We start from the raw sequence: 17135 nt of genomic DNA, 5'->3' as shown, positions 1-17135 counted from the left end.
CTGTTTTGTTTTTAACTGTCCAGGTAGTCGTCCCTGGTGCGAACCCGAGGACGCTCGCCCCCTGCCATGGGTGAGTTATCCGTGTGGTACTGGGCTTTCACTCGACAGTCGTCGCACATCTTTATGAGCTGGACATTGTCAGCGTTAGTGTACATCCAGTGCTGGTTTTCCAGTTTTTCAACGATCCGGTTAATGGTGCTGGCGACACCAAAGGGCGTTCCACAACTGATGCATTCGAACGGTTCTTCGCCATGCAATGCCCGGGCACTCAACGCATCCTTCGACACATCCAACTGGGGTTTCAGAGTGATGGCCGTTTCCGGACAGGTGCTATCACAGACGCCACATTGAACGCAGGCGTTTTCCGTGAACTGGACTTCCGGCCTGTCAGGGTGGTCGCCAAGGGCACCGGTCGGACACAGTGATACACAAGCCAGACAGAGTGTGCATTTATCAGAATCGATTTCTATCGCACCGTAGGGGGCGCCCACGGGCAGAGGAATCGGCGCTTCGATCCTGTCCGCCATCGCGGCAACGGTGACCCGGGTGATGTCACGGCGACCGCCAACCAGCAAAACCGGCTCACTGACCCGTCCGGCGTTATCACCAGCGGCGCAGAGTTCGATGGCTTCGATAACCCGGACCCGGCTGGGTGAATTATGGGTGCCTTTGAGCATGGCCTGCGCCAACTCAACTTCCGCCGTAACCGCCCGGCGGTCTATCTCGTTATCTGCCAGGATCAGAACTTCTGCATAACCCGCCCCGAACGCGGCCATGATTTCCGCATGACCGATCCGGTCTACATGTTCCAGTCCCAGCGGGATCAGATCATCAGCCAGCCCATCGTCATATCGAGCCAGATAGACAATGGCCTCCGCACCAGCGCTCAACGTGTGAAAAACCAGACGCGGAGCTTCGCTGGTATGCTCGCGGTAGACCCGGGCCATGACTTCCAGGTACTGGGTGATGGCCTCGAAGGGGGTTTCATTCATGGTCACGGCCGACGTCGGACAGACCGCCGCACAGGATCCGCAGCCGGCGCAAATATCCGAATCGATTTGTATGTGGTCGCCAGCGGAAAAAATAGCTTCGGTCGGACAGACGTCCAGACAACGCGTACAGCCCGTCTGGTTCGCCCGGGAATGCGCACACAGTGATTCTTCCAGCCTGAAAAACACGGTCTTCTCAAACTCACCGACCCGATCCCTGGCGGTCAAGGCGATACGTTCCAACTCTCCGGTTTTCGCCGGGTCAGCCCAGAAATAGCCGTTGCGCTTTTCATGACTGGGAAACGCGGGGCCAATACCGCGCAGGTCAATAAAGATGTCGCACTCACTGCGGGCAGTGGCTTTGATCTCGCCAAAACCGAGGGCGCCACGACCCGAGGGATTCAGCGTTTGCAGTTGGACAAACTCCAGTTTGAAGTTGCCCAGCGCGCCTTGGGCCGCCGTCAATTGACCTCTGGCCACGTCGTAGCCAGCGGAGGGTAGCTGTATCGGCCCCGAATCATTGACGATGCACGTAACCCCCAGCTCGTCCTGCACCAGTTCAGCCATCCTGATGGCCTGCTCGGTAGGACCGACAATGCAACACACCCCGCTGGACTGAATGGTTTTCACCGGCGCCATAGGAGCCGGTAACTGTGCGGCGGCAATCAAGGCTGCCTGTTTGGCGTGTATGCGCTTCGGGCTTGCGTTCGGTGCGCTCCAGCCCGCGCGATCCCTGATATCGATGGAACTCAGCGGAGCGGAGTGCTGAATTTCACTGTATATGTCCTCGCTCAAACGCTCGAACAAGGCAGCTTGTTGGCCGCAGGCAATGAGCACTTCGCTACTGCCGCCCAGATGCTCTGCAGCAGTTTTCATATCGTTGCCGCACAGTTGATCCACAACGATCACCTGCTCAGCTGCCGCTGCCGTTTGCAGTGCCTTGTGATCAAGCGACTGTGATTTATCGCAGGTGCATAACAGTAGGGTCTTGTGTGCCGTCATCAGGAATTTGACTCTTTTCGTTGTTGTTATACGTATACGTGATCATGCCTCCGTTAGAGCATGGCACAGCCCTTTCTTTTTAGACAACTGGATAATTGTTTGGGCTCTGCTAGCTTTTAAAAAAAAGAGATGTAGTCATGAGCAGTCGCACAGAGCATTGGAAACGCGAGATACAAGTGGGTGCCGTCGTCCGCCGTTCCCCTGGCGTGACCCGGTGGGCGCGTGATATCTGGAAGCCAGTGGCCGTCATACCGGGCGCACCGGAGGCGTTCTGGAAAGAGCTGGTTCGCGAGGGCGAGGTGGTCGATTTTCACGCAGGCACCGTTCCCATGGAACTGTTTCGCGCCGATGTGGAAGGTTACCTTGTGTCCCTTAACATGACCGTTCCCTCCGTCTGGATCATCATGGATAAAGACCAGACCAGTCGCTCTCCCTCAGGGTGGGTGGTCAGCACCATTACCGCCAGTGCCCACGAGGCGTTGGATGCCCTGGACAGTGGCGAAAGCATTGTCGAAGCCGTTCCGATCCCCGAGTCGCTGGCGGCCTGGATCAAAGAGTTTATCGACATGCATTACATCGAGGAGCCGTTCAAGAAACGCCGTCGCGATGAGGTCCGTGTTGACGCTGTCGAGGAGGGCAAAGGCGATCCACGTATCCGTCAGCAGAGCGACGTCTACCGTGCTCCCTCCCACCTCAAAAAACCCAGGGTGCACTGATGAGTGAGTCACGCCTGCAGCGCTGGTCGCGTCAGAAAGCCGAAGCTCGCAAAGAGGCGGAGCTCGCCCCTCCCTCGCCAGCCGAATCCGAACCATCACCCGAAGCGCAAGAACTCGTCATCAATGAGACCTTGCCCGAGCATGAGATCCTGGAGAAGTACAACCTGCCCGCCCCGGATACCATCGTGCTGGGCACCGACATTACCGGGTTCATGCGAAAAGAAATTCCCGAATTCCTCCGTCGTAAGGCCCTGCGCGCGCTGTGGAAATCAAACCCCGTTCTGGCAGTGCTGGACGGACTCAATGACTACGACGAAGATTTCTCGGACGCCGCCACTGCAGGCAACGTCGTGCAGACCCTGTACAAAGTTGGGCAGGGCTTAATTGATAAAACCGCAAGGGTGGATGAGCAAGTCGAGATCCCGGTTAAGGAACAGGCCAACGCTTCGGAAACGATTTCCTCTGCGGAGGACGCCGAAGAAATCGTCGACCATTCAGAATCCGAAATGCGTGCAGAACCCCTTACCGCTAGCCGCCACTCTGAACCTGTGGCTCCCGAGCCTGAGCTGGAAACGACACCTCGCTATCGTCCCAGGATGCGTTTTGACCATTAGCGGCTGAAGCCGAAGTTGCTCCCGCGCTAAATCGGGTCTATAGAATAGTGATGGAAATTTAAACAACAACAAGAGAGATAAAACTTGGCCAACGCTGTAGAAGTTCCATGCCCCCGTTCGATCAACGACGAAGATCGTGCGCGAGCCCAAATGTATCAGTTGCTGGGCGTCTTGCTGGGGGGGCCACCTTCCAAAGAGCTGCTCACCGGATTGGCATCGCTAAAGGGTGATGACACTCCGCTGGGGGCTGCCTCAAAGAATCTCGCAGCTCTTGCCGAACGCACTACTCCTTATGACGCCGAACGCGAGTACAACAACCTTTTCGTGGGCGTCGGCCGTGGTGAACTGCTGCCTTACGCCAGTTACTACCTCACCGGTTTTCTGAATGAGAAGCCCCTCGCGAAATTGCGTAGCGATCTGATGGTCAGGGGCATCAAATCGAGGGATGACGTTAAAGAGCCCGAAGATCACATCAGCACGCTGTGCGAAATCATGGCGGGCATCATCACGGGCGAGTTCGAGTGCGACAGCGATTTGCCTTCACAGAAAGCCTTTTTTGACGCCCACCTGGCAAAGTGGGCGGCGTTATTTTTTACCGATTTGGAAGAAGCGCAAAGCGCAGTCTTCTTCGCTCCTGTGGGCTCGTTGGGTCGGGCTTTCATGACCGTAGAAGCTGATGCTTTTGCAATTCAGTAACCGGGATCTGCCCGATCCCTTAACTCAGGTGGAGGTGTCCGATGGACAACCCCAAACATGAAAACAGCCGTCGCCGTTTCTTGCAGCTGGCAGCAACCGCAGCACCAGCTGCCGTTGCCATGGCAGTTGCACCGAACGCCGCAGCCGAGGTCGCTAACGACGCCCCGAAAAGCCGCGGTCTGCGTGACACTGAGCACACAAGGAAATACTTCGAATCGGCTCGCTTTTGAGGAAGCGTGCGTCGTTCAGGATTGCGTGATGCTCCTGAATGATCACACCTCCGGAAAAACGAGAACAAAAAACAGAGGTAACTGACATGTTAAGGAAGAAAACCAACGGGGTAGCGAAAGGCTCCCGTGCGGGATCTTTACTTTCATCCCTCGCCGCAAAAACTCTGGACCGACGTGGGTTTCTGGCGGCCTCCGGTGTCACCGTGGGTGGTCTGGCGGCTCTATCGCTGACGTCCACGCGGGTTCGGGCCGAAACGCCGTCGGCGGAAGGCGGGGAAGTCGTTCTCAAGAAATCAGTATGTACGCATTGCTCCGTCGGCTGCACGGTCGAGGCCGAAGTGCAAAATGGCGTCTGGACCGGCCAGGAGCCGGGATGGGACAGCCCATTCAATCTCGGCGCTCACTGTGCGAAAGGAGCCTCTGTGCGCGAGCATGCGCACGGCGAACGTCGCCTCAAGACCCCTATGAAAATGGTCGATGGCCAATGGCAGAAGATCTCCTGGGAAACCGCCATCAACGAGATCGGCGACAAGATGCTGCAGATCCGCGAAGAGAGCGGTCCCGACTCCGTCTACTGGCTCGGCAGCGCCAAGTTCAACAACGAACAGGCGTACCTCTTCCGTAAATTTGCTGCCTACTGGGGCACCAACAACGTCGATCACCAGGCCCGGATCTGTCACTCAACCACGGTCGCGGGCGTAGCCAACACCTGGGGCTACGGGGCGATGACGAACTCGTACAACGACATCCACAAATCCCAGGCGATTTTCCTGATCGGGGGTAACCCCGCCGAAGCGCACCCGGTGTCGTTGCTTCACATTCTGAAAGCCAAGGAAGAAAACAACGCGCCGCTCATTGTTTGCGATCCGCGTTTCACGCGCACCGCCGCCCATGCCGATGAGTTTGTACGCTTCCGGCCGGGTTCAGACGTGGCTTTGGTCTGGGGCATTCTCTGGCACATCTTTGAGAACGGCTGGGAAGACAAGGAGTTTCTCCGCACCCGGGTGTGGGGAATGGACGAGATCCGAAACGAGGTGAAACGCTGGAACCCTGAAGAAGTCGAGCGGGTTACCGGTGCACCGGGAGCCCAGCTTGAGCGCGTTGCCCGTACTCTGGCGAATAACCGCCCGGGCACCGTCATCTGGTGCATGGGTGGTACCCAGCACACCAACGGAAACAACAACACACGCGCCTACTGCATTCTGCAACTGGCACTGGGCAACATGGGCGTTTCTGGCGGCGGCACCAACATCTTCCGTGGTCACGATAACGTTCAGGGTGCCACCGATCTGGGCGTCCTGGCCGACACCCTGCCCGGCTATTATGGCCTGGCCGCCGGCTCCTGGGCTCATTGGGCGCGCGTCTGGGAGGAGGACCTGGACTGGCTGAAAGGTCGGTTTGCCGTGTGGGACAAAAACGGCAAATCCAGAGCCATGATGAACGAGAAAGGCATTCCGGTTTCCCGTTGGATCGATGGTGTTCTGGAGGCCAAGGAAAACCTGGAGCAGCCCGACAATACCCGGGCCATGGTTCTGTGGGGCCACGCGCCCAACTCCCAGACCCGTATGCTCGAAATGAAGGAAGCCATGGAGAAGCTGGACCTGTTGGTCGTCGTGGATCCCTTCCCCACCGTGTCGGCAGTTTTGCACGATCGCAAAGACGGCGCTTACCTGCTGCCAACGACCACCCAGTTCGAGACCTACGGTTCCGTTACTGCTTCGAACCGCTCGCTCCAGTGGCGTGAAAAGGTGATTGAGCCACTGTTCGACTCCAAGGTCGACCACGAAATCATGAAGCTGTTCTCGGACAAGTTCGGTTTCACCGATCGTATGTTCCGCAACATTGCCATTGAGGGCGACGAGCCGTCGATCGAGGACATTACCCGCGAATTCAATCGCGGTATGTGGACCATCGGTTACACCGGTCAATCACCCGAGCGTCTCAAGAAACACATGCAGTACCAGCACCACTTCGACAAGACCACTCTGCGAGCGAACGGAGGCCCCTGCGATGGTGACGTCTATGGGCTGCCGTGGCCTTCCTGGGGTACAGCGGAGATGAATCATCCCGGAACACCCAACCTGTACGACATGTCGTTGCCGGTCTCCAAGGGCGGCCTCACCTTCCGGGCCCGGTTCGGTGTCGAACGCGACGGCGAGAACCTGCTTGCAGAAGGCGTCTACTCCAAGAATTCCGAGATTAAGGACGGCTACCCGGAATTCACCATGCAGATGCTGATGGATCTGGGCTGGGACGGCGACCTCACGGATGAAGAGCGCGCCAGCATTGAAGCAGTTGCCGGTCCCGAGACCAACTGGAAGACCGATCTGTCAGGCGGTATCCAGCGGGTGGCCATCAAGCACGAGTGCGCACCCTTTGGTAACGCCAAAGCGCGGGCCGTGGTCTGGAACTTCCCGGATCCCGTGCCGATTCACCGTGAACCGCTTTACACCACGCGCCGGGATCTGGTCAAAGATTACCCTACCTACGAGGACAAGACCTTCTGGCGGGTTCCGACCTTGTACGAGTCCATTCAGAAGAATGACTTCAGCAAGGAGTTCCCCATCATTCTCACCTCCGGCCGCCTGGTCGAATATGAGGGTGGCGGTGACGAGACACGCTCGAACCCCTGGCTGGCGGAATTGCAGCAGGAAATGTTCATCGAGGTGAATCCCCGCGATGCGAACAACCTGAACATTCGTGACGGCAACGACGTCTGGGTTTCCGGTCCGGAAGGCGGACGCATCAAGGTCAAGGCGATGGTGACCGAACGGGTTGGCGAAGGCGTCGCCTTCATGCCGTTCCACTTCGGCGGAGAACTGGAGGGCAAGTCTCTGAGGGACAAATACCCCGAAGGGGCCGACCCGATTGTCTTGGGTGAATCCACCAATGTTGTTCAAACATACGGGTATGACTCGGTCACGCAGATGCAAGAGACCAAGGCCACCCTGTGTTCGATTATGCCGGCATGATGAGAGGTGTAGATCATGGCACTTGAAGGACAAGCACGCGCAAAATTCCTTTGCGACGCCGAACGCTGCATCGAATGCAATGCCTGCGTAACGGCCTGTAAGAATGAGAATGAAGTCCCCTGGGGCATCAACCGCCGACGCGTGGTGACCATCGAAGATGGTAAGCCTGGCGAGCGCTCGATCTCGGTAGCCTGCATGCACTGTTCTGACGCGCCTTGTATGGCCGTCTGTCCGGTGGACTGCTTCTACCAGACCGAGGACGGCATAGTGTTGCACTCCAAGGATCTGTGTATCGGCTGTGGGTATTGCTTCTACGCTTGCCCCTTCGGCGCACCTCAGTTCCCACAGGCGGGCAACTTTGGCAGCCGGGGCAAGATGGACAAATGCACGTTCTGTGCTGGCGGTCCTGAAGAAGACAACTCGACAGCGGAGTTCTCAAAGTACGGACGCAACCGCATTGCGGAGGGAAAATTGCCACTTTGTGCGGAAATGTGCTCAACCAAAGCCCTGTTGGCCGGTGATGGCAACGAGGTGGCGGATATCTATCGCCAGCGCGTGGTGAACCGTGGTTTTGGTTCCGGCGCCTGGGGATGGGGCACAGCCTACGAGAAGAAGGGTGCATAAACCGGCCTGAGTGTTCCGGGGCCCGTCGGGCCCCGGTATTCAGAAAGGCAACGAATGCTTCTTTTCGATTCCGCTGGAGTGCTCTCATGAAATCAAAACTATTTAGTGCCGCCGTCCTTGCGCTGGCGACACTGCTGTTTAATCCTGCCTGGGCGCAAGATGGTTCGACCGTTGATCGAACTGCCACGGGGGGAGCTCAAACCCTCGAAGACATCATGCGCCGTCAGGAACAGTTGGAGATCGATGAGTCCTTTCGATCTGAAAACCTCGGTAATCCCGAAAATGCGGCGCCGGCCAGTGGCCAACTGGGCACGCTGGGAGGGCGCTCTGATGCCGATGTCTGGCGCTCTATCCGCTACAACAAGATTGATCCCACCGTTCAGTCACCCGGACCGGCCAATGGCGTAATGATTCAGGACGAAGGCATGCCCTGGTACAAGCTGCGCGAGGGACCGGTGATCACCTACGGCGGCGGTGCAATCCTTGGCTTCGTGGCATTGCTGGTGGTGTTTTACTTCGTTCGCGGCAAAATCATGATTGATGGCGGTCCTGCCGGCACCACGATCGAGCGATTCAAGGCCGTAGAACGATTTGGCCATTGGTTGCTGGCCGGCTCGTTTATCGTTTTGGGTATAACCGGGCTGGTCACGTTGATGGGGCGCAGTTTTCTGATCCCGGTGATCGGGATCGACGCCTTTGCGCCGATCGCTGCCGGCTCCAAGTGGCTTCACAACAATGTTTCGTGGGCCTTCATGCTGGGGCTGGTAATGACGTTCTGCATGTGGGTGGCGCACAACATCCCAAACAAGCTGGACTGGCAATGGCTTAAAGCGGGCGGCGGCATCTTTACCAAGAGCCACCCTTCAGCCAGGAAGTTCAACGCAGGTCAGAAAATAATTTTCTGGACCGTGATGGTGCTGGGCTTTTCGGTCTCTCTGTCCGGCCTGTCCCTGCTGTTCCCGTTTCAATTGCCGATGTTTGCCGATACCTTTGGGGTTATCAACAGCGTCCTGGGCACCAGTTTCCCGACCGACCTGGCACCCCACGAAGAAATGCAATACGCCAACATTTGGCATTCGATTGTGGCCTTCGTGATGATGCTGGCCATCATTGCCCACATCTACATCGGCTCGGTCGGTATGGAAGGGGCATTCGATGCCATGGGCAACGGTCATGTTGACGTAGAGTGGGCGCGCCAGCACCACGATCTCTGGGTGGCTGAGGTCGAGGCCAAAGAAGGCAAAGGAGAGTCATCATGAAGGTCATGATTTCCGCATTTGTCGCAGCCTTGGTGATTGCCTCGCTCGCCCCGGTCGTTCTTGACCAGTTCGGCTGGTCCTCAGCCGAACAAGCCAGCAGTGAGAGCGTACGCCTTGAATGATCAGACCGGGGTACACCAAATCGACGCCGTCGGTTTAGTGTGCCCGCTCCCTATTTTACGGTTTAAAAAACGCACCCAGGGTTTACCCAGCGGGACCGAAGTCGAATTTCTGGCCGACGACCCCAGTGGCCGTCGGGATTTGCAGGCGCTGTGCGAAATAACCGGTCACCGGATTGAATGGATCCGGGAGGAGAACGCCGGCGTTCTCCGTTATCGCATCTGTCTGGCATAGCGGGCATTCGAGAAGGTTATTAGCCCTCCGCTAAAAACTTCGGTTTTACGTTCAAGGGCTGAATGTATTGGTTTGGTCAATCTGTGGAAATAGCCCCAAACGCAGTTACCCCCGCTTAGGCGTCCACGCCCACACCATCTCGATTTCGATGGGCTCCTTGCCCTCACTGTCGCGAATGGTGACCGGGACGGAAACGTCGCCTTTTTCTTCCGAACGCATTCGCTCGCGCTGCTCTTCCGTCAGGTGGGCTTCAACGGTCATGTCACCCTTGGCACGACGGGTATATTCCGCTTTGGCAGTCTTGATCACCGGCACCTTGTCGTCCGGCACGTTCAGGCCAACCAGAAAGCCGGTTGCCGACTCAGCCAGCACCAGGGAGGCAACCGCATGCACGCCACCGATGTGGTTCTGAACACGGCGCTTGTTGGCCAGACTGATGACACACCGCGCCTGATCCAGTGATTCAATACGGATGCCGGTGGTACCGGTAAACGGCACGACCTTTCCGAAGAACAGGGTCAGGGCTCTGGAACGGGCAAAATCAGGCAGTCGGTTGATTTTATTTACGATTCCAGACAACTTGTTGGTGCTGGCCATGGGCAACTCTCCGCTTATCGAATTTTTCGGCTCGGGACAATACCCCATTCGTCGAAGGAAAGGAACGTTTGGTCAATGACGACGGGCCCTGTGCTGGCTATACTCGGCCCAATCCCTCTCAGGACCCAACGAATACCAACAAGGAGAGCAAGATGAGCGATCTGAAAACCCAGTTCGATGAAGCCGTAAAATACATCCAGAACGCCGAGGGCGATTTTCAGCCGTCCAACGAGATGAAGCTGGAGTTCTATGCGCTTTACAAACAGGCCACTGAGGGCGATGTTTCCGGCAAGCGCCCGGGCATGATGGACTTTGTTGGCCGCGCCAAGTACGACGCCTGGGACAAGCTCAAGGGCACTTCCAGCGACGAGGCCATGCAAAAGTACATCGACAAGCTCAACGCCCTGAAATAAGCATTCCTCCCTGTGGACTCCGGTCAGGTTGATCGGGGTCACTCTTCCCCTAGAAAGTTTTGCGACGTTCAAACGTTTGTCATAAGATGCGCCCAACATAACAAGAAGAACCCTATCGGAAGAGTTATTCATGGATATCACCCAAGCGCTGGAACAATCCCAGCCCGGCCTTGTTGGTCGTGTAAAAAACGCCATTCGCACCCAGCACCTGAACCAGCGTGCCGAACAGAATTACCTGCACTGGATTACCCGCTTCGTGTTGTTCCACGATATGAAAGACCCGGAAACCCTCGCCGGCGAGGATCGCCAACTGTTCCTCAGCTATCTGAGCGACCGCGTCGAGATTTCACGTGCACGGCTGAACCAGGCCAGCCAGGCCCTGACGTTTTTCTATGAGGATGTTCTTGGAAAAGCCAGCATGGGCGAAACTGCTGCAGCCTGAGTGCCGCAGCAGTGGTTTAACGCCCAGTCATGTTGACGTTCAGGGCGTCGTAATTGCGGTTTTCAGGCGGACGGATAACGTAGTTGTTGCTGTGCGTCTGCCCGGGAATGGACTTGGGATTACTGAAGCGGAATTCCACCGGAATTTCGGAGCGCCCCAGGTCCGTTCGGCTATCCCGAGGCTGTAAAGCCAGCGGGTCCAGGTAAAAATCGTCGTCTGTAGCAGGCTTGACCGGCACACCGACCGCCGGCGCAGACAACCCACCCTCGATCACCGTATTGGCGAGAACGTCTTCTTCTATCGAGCGCAGTGGAATGTTGTGAATCGTAGAACGTTCTTCGTATTCAAAGGCATCGTCTTCGCCAGGGGCCTCGCTCTGGGCGGAAACCAATGCCGGCAGCGCAAATAACACAACACTGCCCGCGCCCCTCACCGAGCGACCGACCAAACGTCCGACTATCCCAATCCCCGAAAACATATCCATGACCACAAACCTGTGCTGACTCATTCATCCATGCCAAACGCACATGACAATTTTTGATCAGTCTATCGTCAAAAAAGACGGTTTGCGCAGTTGGTCGACGATTCTGTGACGCTTTTCACTAACACGGGAACACAAAACATAGCAGCATGGGCTCGGTGAATTGTCAGGACAGCCTCATTCCCCTTTTCAAGTTTGCTTAAGCAAGAAATACGTCTAAACTCCGGTTTGGTAAGCAATTCTCGCGCTTAGGTACGCTCTTTCAACTCGGTCACAGGATGCGCATATTGAAAGTCCGCCAGCAACTCTGGATCTCAGTCCTCGTTTGGCTGTTAATTCCCGTGGCGGCAAACGCAGCATCCAGTGATGACACACTCTGGGATACCCCTCTCGAGGAACTGGGTCAGATCCGGGTGGTTTCGATCGCATCCGGGACCGCAACTCCGCTGGACAAAGCTGCAGCCATTACCTCGGTCATTAGCGCCGACGATATAGCTGCAATTGGGGCAACGGACCTGGATCAGGTTTTGGAGACCGTTCCCGGTCTTCATGTTAACCATTCTGACCAGGGCTTCACGCCCAAGTATATTTTCCGCGGCATTACCTCCAGCTTCAATCCCCAAGCTCTGCTGTTGATCAACGGTGTTCCTGTCACCTCAATGATGTTCGGTAATCGAGGTAATGCATGGAGCGGCATGCCGGTTAAGGCCATCAAGCGGATAGAGGTAATTCGCGGCCCCGGATCAGCCCTCTACGGTGCGGATGCCTACGCCGGTGTCATCAACATCATCACCAAGAGCGCGCAGGATATAGATGGTGTGGTGGCCGGCGCGCGTACAGGAAGCTTCGACACCCACGCTGCGTGGATTGAGGGCTCCACCGCATGGAATGGCACCGATATCAGTCTGGTGCTCGAACAGCAAAGCACCGATGGCTGGCGCAAAACTATCGATCGCGATGCCCAAACCAACTTCGACGAAGCATTCGGTACGTCTGCCTCCCTGGCTCCTGGACCGGTAAATATGGCCGCAGACCATTTCGACGCTCGAATTGATTTCAGCGGTGATCGCTGGCAGTTGAGGGCCGGCTTGCAAGATCGAAGGAATCTTGCCACGGGTCCTGGCCTGGCACAGGCACTCGACCCTGAAGGGCGTTACGAGTCCCAGCGGATCAACCTGGATTACAGCTATCATTGGCTGGAAATAATCGATGGATTGGATATTGAGTCGCGAATCAGCTACTACAACCTTACCCAAGAACCTGAAAACGACATCGCTCTGTACCCGCCCGGGGCTTTTGGTGGTGCGTTTCCTGATGGGTTTCTTGGTAGCCCGGGGTACAAAGAGCGGCAAGCACGGCTCGATCTGAGCTCTATCTACAGTCGCTTTGACAACCACCGCATTCTGTCGGGCGTTGGCGCCTTTTGGGCAGATTTATACGACGTCAGCGAGCGTAAAAACTTCAATGCCGACTTCAGCCCGAAGGGGCAAGTGGAAGACGTTTCCGACGATCCGGATCAGGTCTGGATGCCGGAAGAAGATAGAAAGAATTACTACATGTTCGTACAGGATGAATGGCAATTTGCCCAAAACTGGCAACTGGTAAGCGGGCTTCGCTACGACTATTACGCCGACTTTGGGGACACGGTTAACCCGCGAGCAGCATTGGTCTGGGCCACCACAAACAATCTGACTACCAAGTTTCTTTATGGCCGTGCGTTCCGAGCGCCCTCCTTGAATGAACTCTATGTTGACAACAACCCGGTCACGGCGGGTAATGATGAACTTGACCCGGAAACGATTGATACTCTGGAACTGGCTCTTTCCTACCAGGCCAGTTCACGCCTCTTTTACGGATTTAATGTTTTTTACTACGAAATTGATGACCTGATAACTGCGGAGCCCACGTCGGGACCAGTTTCCAGCCAGTATCAAAATTCAGGGAAGCGAAAAGGTCATGGCGGAGAACTGGAGGTGACGTATCAGGCGCTCGACAATCTCAATCTGACAGCAAACTACGCTTACCAATCCGCCGAGGATGATGAAAATAAGGAATCAGTCGGGCAGGCGCCCAATCATCAGGTCTATGCCCGCGTTGAATGGCAGGTTGCGCAGACGTGGGCCCTGAACACTCAAGCCAACTGGGTTGGGGAACAAAAGCGGGCAGCTACCGACTCAAGGGAGCCGGTAGCGGACTACACGACGGTTGACTTTACTGCCCGCACCAACGGCCTGTGGCGTGGGTTTGATATTGCAGTTTCGGTCAGAAACGCATTCAATGCCGACGTTCGCGATCCTAGCCCCTATTCGGACCCGAGACCGGCGATTCCCGGTGACTTCCCCATGCCGGGGAGATCTGCCTACGTCGAAGCGCAATACCAGTTCTAGGCACTCCAATTCCGCTTGGCGGGCCCTTCATAAACGATGTTACTGCATCGCACAGGAAAGAAACTTCCCTCAGGCCTATCTCGCGCATCTTGATAGCATGGTGCCAAGCCCGTGACAAAAGCCGGACTCCCGAAAATCTGGTACTCCTGACAACTCAGGCCGATGTCAGCGGCGAGGCCCGCATGCACCGCCGCAACGTTCATTGAGTAGCCATACTTTTCATATAGATAGCTGTGCACATTAAGTGCGATCTGCAAGTAGCGGCCGCCATCCAATTCAAACTCCCTGGCTTTGTCCAACATGAATGGGATTCGCTCGTCGGTCCTGGACAGCGGACGACCATAACCATAGATAGTCCGACCCGCCGACTTCTCGTTTTCAACGAACTCGCCGAGATCACCGCCAGCGTCAAGATGCTTACCGGCTCGATAGAAAAAATCGAGCGCCCGCACTTCAGGACGGCGACCATATATCGACGCTTCCGAAATGCTCAGTCCGGCCATTAACGACAGTGATGCTGTTGCGCGAACGGTCCCTGCCAATGCCGTTACGTGGTTAGGCCATATCGAAGCGTCCGGATAACTGGTGGAAACCCAGAATGAACTCAGCAATTTCGCAACATTTTCACCCGGATCGCGCCCTAAAATGGCGTATAGATATAGATGAATCCAGTCGTAATCGCCGAGCTCCTTATGCAAATCTTTGCCATGCACAATAACCCGGTCGGAAAGGTAGGCTTTGCCCTTGCGGGTTACCCAACGTTTCTCGGTATCCAAAAGCCGTTTGTGACTCATTTTCGGGTCGCCTCCGGAGAATCCGTGTTGGAGCCGCTCTCATCAAGCTCGATCGCGGGGCCGTAGTAAGGGAACTTTTTCCAGCCCATCTGTTTCTGCTCCAGGGCGTGTGCTGCCGCCCCCGGCAGCCGGAGCATCAGGTACAACATGCTGCCCTGATCCGGATCCATACCGAGATCCACCAGCGCGGCTGCCGCAAGCCCGCTCATTGCCAGAGGGTAGCCGACGTGCTGCTCCAGGGCCTGCCGATTGGCTTTCAGCCAGGCGAGTGCACCGTTGGCTGGCGCTAATCCGACGAGCAGGTCCAGCGATTGGAGAATGGGCGTGGGAGTTACGTCGCCATTCGGATCGAAGCCGGGTGCATGTTCCATGGGCAGCCAGATGTCTGCCCGTTCGTCGTCACTAGGGTTCAGTAGCCGGGCGCACCATCGATCAAAATCAAAACTGCATTCTTGCCATAACCCGATACACACCGAGAGTTCCTGTGAACCACCGTACTGGCCGGCGCCAACTGCAAGTGCCGCCATCAAGGCGGAGCTGTGATTGGTCCCAGCCACTCCTGCATTCATTGCCGCCCGGACGCTGGCCTCCCGGGGCCCCGGGTTCGCGATAACCAAGGCGAGCTTCTCGAGTAACTCCGGCTCTCCCGTGCCCGGTCGCTCGCCCTTGAACATAAGCAAGAGGTACTCGAACCAACCGGCCTTCCGGACGACTTCGCCGTAGACATCGTACCCACGGCAGTAGCAGGCCCTTGCCGCAAAAGGGTTTTCAGCTTCCGGCTCTTCCAGCCAGATGTTGGAGTGGTACTGATACTCTGTAGCCATTGGGTTGTCCTGTTTATTCAGTTCCGGTGAGTACCTTCATTCTCGCGCCCATGGGCGGCACCTCCTCGGCATCAATCAGCACGTCGAGCAGGCAAGGGCCAGGACGCGCAAAAATGGCCCCGAGATCGAGCGCATAGAGCTCTTCCATGCTATTGATTCTATACGATTTAACGCCTAATGCTTCAGCTAGCTTTGCATAATTCACACGGGGCAGAGTATTGGCGATCAGTTCTGCGCCGCCGAGGGCCTGGCCATGGCGAACCATTCCCAATGAGGCATCGTTAAGCACCACCATCAGGAGGTTCTGATTTTCCTGTGCCGCGGTCGTCAGCTCCTGCCCGGACATCAGGTAGCTGCCATCACCGGTGACGCACAACACCGGAGCACCCTTCGCGGCCATGGCGACGCCAACCGATGCCCCGATGGCCCACCCCATCGGCGCAAATCCAATGCCGATGTGGAACAGATTCTTTTCCGGAGCCAGTGCCTCGGGCCGTCGCACGTTCCAGTGGTGTATTCCCCACAGGAAACTGTTGCCGCTATCAAACAGGGCGCGGGTCGTTTCCGGGCAGACCCGGCTGAAATACGTCATCAGTGCCTGCGGTTTGACTGGCCCGGAACTGGCGTAACACCCCTCGCGAAATCGCTCGTCAATGATCGCTGCCAGCCCATCGCTGGTGGTTAAGCGTGCCGAACTCGCCGCGCTGGCGTCGTGTCCCAGCGCGTCCAGAAGCCGATCAAAAATCAATCGGGGTTCGCCAAGAATGGCGAGGCGCGCCATGGTGGCTCGTGTCAGATGGCCGGGATTTCTGGAGATATGGATCAATCGTCCCGACAGGATGCCGTCCGGATCCCAACCTGCCGTCGACACCTCGTCCAGCGCCGCACCCACCACAATGATCCTGTCGGCATTTTCAGGTTTCAGGGCGTCCGACGCACTGCGATGTCCGGCAAAGCCGAAGACACCCCGGTACAGGGGGTGAAAACTGTCAATCACACCCTTTGCCCGCGGGGTCGTCACCAGCTGCCAGCCTTTGATTTCCGCAAGCTTTGTCAGCTGAGATATCGCGGAGATGGCACCCTCCCCCAGGACGATCGTCGCCCGGCGTATGCCCTCAAGATGACCGATCAGGCTTTGCATGGTTTCAGGCGCTGGCAGCACTTCGTTCGCCAAAAAGGCATTCAGGGAAGTGTAAGCCGCTTCATCTGAAACACAGTGGCGCATGACGTCCAGAGGAATGGATAGATGCACCGGGCCCGGCTGATGGCCCATGGCATGGCCTATGGCGTGAAGCAGTTTCGGAACTAGCTGTTCCGGGTGCGACACCAGCGTGTTGTAGCGGGTGCAACTGGAGAACATATCAATGGTGTTGACGCTGGTGCAGGAGGATTCCTGCAGGGCACCCTGGCCGAAACGGTTCAGCGAGGTCTGAGCAGATATGACCAGCATTGGCGTGTTATCGGCGTAGGCGGTGGCCACACCGGTGAGAAGATTGGTTGCGCCCGGACCCGCCGTGGCACAACACACTCCGAGTCGACCGGATTCCCGGGCGTAACCGTCAGCCATGAAGGCGGCGCCGGTTTCATGGCGCGCGGTTACAATGCGGATTCCACCGCGACGCTCACTTCGGGCGAGGGCATTGTAAAAAGGCTCGATGCTGCCACCCGGCACCCCGAAAACGTACTCAACACCCAGACGTTCCAGGTAACGCAGAATTAGATCACCACACTCAAGCATTGG

18 protein-coding genes are annotated in these 17135 nt (G+C 56.7%); 12 read left to right on the top strand and 6 right to left on the bottom strand.

Features of this window, described 5'->3' with window-relative positions; translation table 11 throughout:
- Positions 1-11: 11 nt before the first annotated feature.
- Positions 12-1991, bottom strand: a complete 1980-nt coding sequence (locus QQF73_RS01195) for a 4Fe-4S binding protein (RefSeq protein WP_285366959.1) — start codon at positions 1989-1991, stop codon at positions 12-14.
- A gap of 137 nt (positions 1992-2128) precedes the next feature.
- Between QQF73_RS01195 and QQF73_RS01190 the strand changes: the two genes are divergently transcribed.
- The 9 genes from QQF73_RS01190 to QQF73_RS01150 all read left to right on the top strand — a co-directional run bounded on the left by QQF73_RS01190 (position 2129) and on the right by QQF73_RS01150 (position 9456).
- Positions 2129-2707: a DUF3305 domain-containing protein gene (locus QQF73_RS01190; protein WP_285366958.1), complete on the top strand. Its 579-nt coding sequence runs from the start codon at positions 2129-2131 to the stop codon at positions 2705-2707.
- Entirely contained in the window at positions 2707-3321 is a 615-nt protein-coding gene (locus QQF73_RS01185) for a DUF3306 domain-containing protein (RefSeq protein WP_219867242.1), read from the top strand. The genes QQF73_RS01190 and QQF73_RS01185 overlap by 1 nt, the downstream gene beginning before the upstream one ends.
- Before the next feature lie 84 nt (positions 3322-3405).
- Positions 3406-4017 carry a TorD/DmsD family molecular chaperone gene (locus tag QQF73_RS01180; RefSeq protein ID WP_219867243.1) on the top strand — a complete coding sequence of 204 codons (612 nt, stop codon included), beginning with the start codon at positions 3406-3408 and terminating at the stop codon, positions 4015-4017.
- 41 nt (positions 4018-4058) lie between these two features.
- Positions 4059-4247 carry a twin-arginine translocation signal domain-containing protein gene (locus QQF73_RS01175; RefSeq protein ID WP_219867244.1) on the top strand — a complete coding sequence of 63 codons (189 nt, stop codon included), beginning with the start codon at positions 4059-4061 and terminating at the stop codon, positions 4245-4247.
- A gap of 86 nt (positions 4248-4333) precedes the next feature.
- Positions 4334-7219, top strand: coding sequence for a formate dehydrogenase subunit alpha (locus QQF73_RS01170; RefSeq protein ID WP_285366956.1), 2886 nt, complete (start codon positions 4334-4336; stop codon positions 7217-7219).
- Positions 7220-7234: 15 nt separating this feature from the next.
- Entirely contained in the window at positions 7235-7843 is a 609-nt protein-coding gene (gene fdh3B / locus QQF73_RS01165) for a formate dehydrogenase FDH3 subunit beta (RefSeq protein ID WP_219867245.1), read from the top strand.
- Between the two features lie 86 nt (positions 7844-7929).
- Positions 7930-9102 carry a formate dehydrogenase subunit gamma gene (locus QQF73_RS01160; protein WP_219867246.1) on the top strand — a complete coding sequence of 391 codons (1173 nt, stop codon included), beginning with the start codon at positions 7930-7932 and terminating at the stop codon, positions 9100-9102.
- Positions 9099-9224, top strand: coding sequence for a hypothetical protein (locus tag QQF73_RS01155; RefSeq protein WP_267460728.1), 126 nt, complete (start codon positions 9099-9101; stop codon positions 9222-9224). The genes QQF73_RS01160 and QQF73_RS01155 overlap by 4 nt, the downstream gene beginning before the upstream one ends.
- Positions 9202-9456: a sulfurtransferase TusA family protein gene (locus QQF73_RS01150; RefSeq protein WP_285366953.1), complete on the top strand. Its 255-nt coding sequence runs from the start codon at positions 9202-9204 to the stop codon at positions 9454-9456. The genes QQF73_RS01155 and QQF73_RS01150 overlap by 23 nt, the downstream gene beginning before the upstream one ends.
- A 105-nt stretch (positions 9457-9561) precedes the next feature.
- On the opposite strand, the gene QQF73_RS01145 is transcribed toward QQF73_RS01150, so the two are convergent.
- Positions 9562-10053: a DUF4442 domain-containing protein gene (locus QQF73_RS01145; RefSeq protein ID WP_219867248.1), complete on the bottom strand. Its 492-nt coding sequence runs from the start codon at positions 10051-10053 to the stop codon at positions 9562-9564.
- Positions 10054-10205: 152 nt separating this feature from the next.
- Here QQF73_RS01145 and QQF73_RS01140 point away from each other — a divergent pair, with 152 nt between their 5' ends.
- Positions 10206-10466, top strand: a complete 261-nt coding sequence (locus QQF73_RS01140; RefSeq protein ID WP_219867249.1) for an acyl-CoA-binding protein — start codon at positions 10206-10208, stop codon at positions 10464-10466.
- Between the two features lie 130 nt (positions 10467-10596).
- Positions 10597-10908, top strand: coding sequence for a site-specific integrase (locus QQF73_RS01135; protein ID WP_219867250.1), 312 nt, complete (start codon positions 10597-10599; stop codon positions 10906-10908).
- 16 nt (positions 10909-10924) lie between these two features.
- Here the strand turns inward: QQF73_RS01135 and QQF73_RS01130 are convergent, their stop codons facing one another.
- Positions 10925-11416 carry a hypothetical protein gene (locus tag QQF73_RS01130; protein WP_228743352.1) on the bottom strand — a complete coding sequence of 164 codons (492 nt, stop codon included), beginning with the start codon at positions 11414-11416 and terminating at the stop codon, positions 10925-10927.
- A 260-nt stretch (positions 11417-11676) separates the two neighbouring features.
- Between QQF73_RS01130 and QQF73_RS01125 the strand changes: the two genes are divergently transcribed.
- On the top strand, positions 11677-13776 hold the full coding sequence (locus QQF73_RS01125; protein WP_228743353.1) for a TonB-dependent receptor plug domain-containing protein: 2100 nt from the start codon (positions 11677-11679) through the stop codon (positions 13774-13776).
- On the opposite strand, the gene QQF73_RS01120 is transcribed toward QQF73_RS01125, so the two are convergent.
- Genes QQF73_RS01120 through QQF73_RS01110 form a run of 3 tightly spaced genes read right to left on the bottom strand, consistent with a single transcriptional unit; the run spans position 13773 to position 17132 of the window.
- Positions 13773-14570 (bottom strand): citrate synthase family protein, encoded by a 798-nt coding sequence (locus QQF73_RS01120; RefSeq protein WP_219867252.1) that lies wholly within the window; start codon positions 14568-14570, stop codon positions 13773-13775. The genes QQF73_RS01125 and QQF73_RS01120 overlap by 4 nt on opposite strands.
- Positions 14567-15394, bottom strand: a complete 828-nt coding sequence (locus tag QQF73_RS01115; protein WP_285366951.1) for a citryl-CoA lyase — start codon at positions 15392-15394, stop codon at positions 14567-14569. Before QQF73_RS01115 ends, QQF73_RS01120 begins: the two co-directional genes overlap by 4 nt.
- A 13-nt stretch (positions 15395-15407) precedes the next feature.
- Positions 15408-17132: a thiamine pyrophosphate-binding protein gene (locus QQF73_RS01110; protein WP_285366949.1), complete on the bottom strand. Its 1725-nt coding sequence runs from the start codon at positions 17130-17132 to the stop codon at positions 15408-15410.
- Between the last annotated feature and the right edge of the window lie 3 nt (positions 17133-17135).

Source organism: Marinobacter albus (genome assembly GCF_030238305.1).
In the GTDB taxonomy this organism is placed as follows: domain Bacteria; phylum Pseudomonadota; class Gammaproteobacteria; order Pseudomonadales; family Oleiphilaceae; genus Marinobacter; species Marinobacter albus.
Note: the sequence above shows the minus strand (reverse complement) of the source record. Positions and strands in the feature narration are given on the sequence as shown.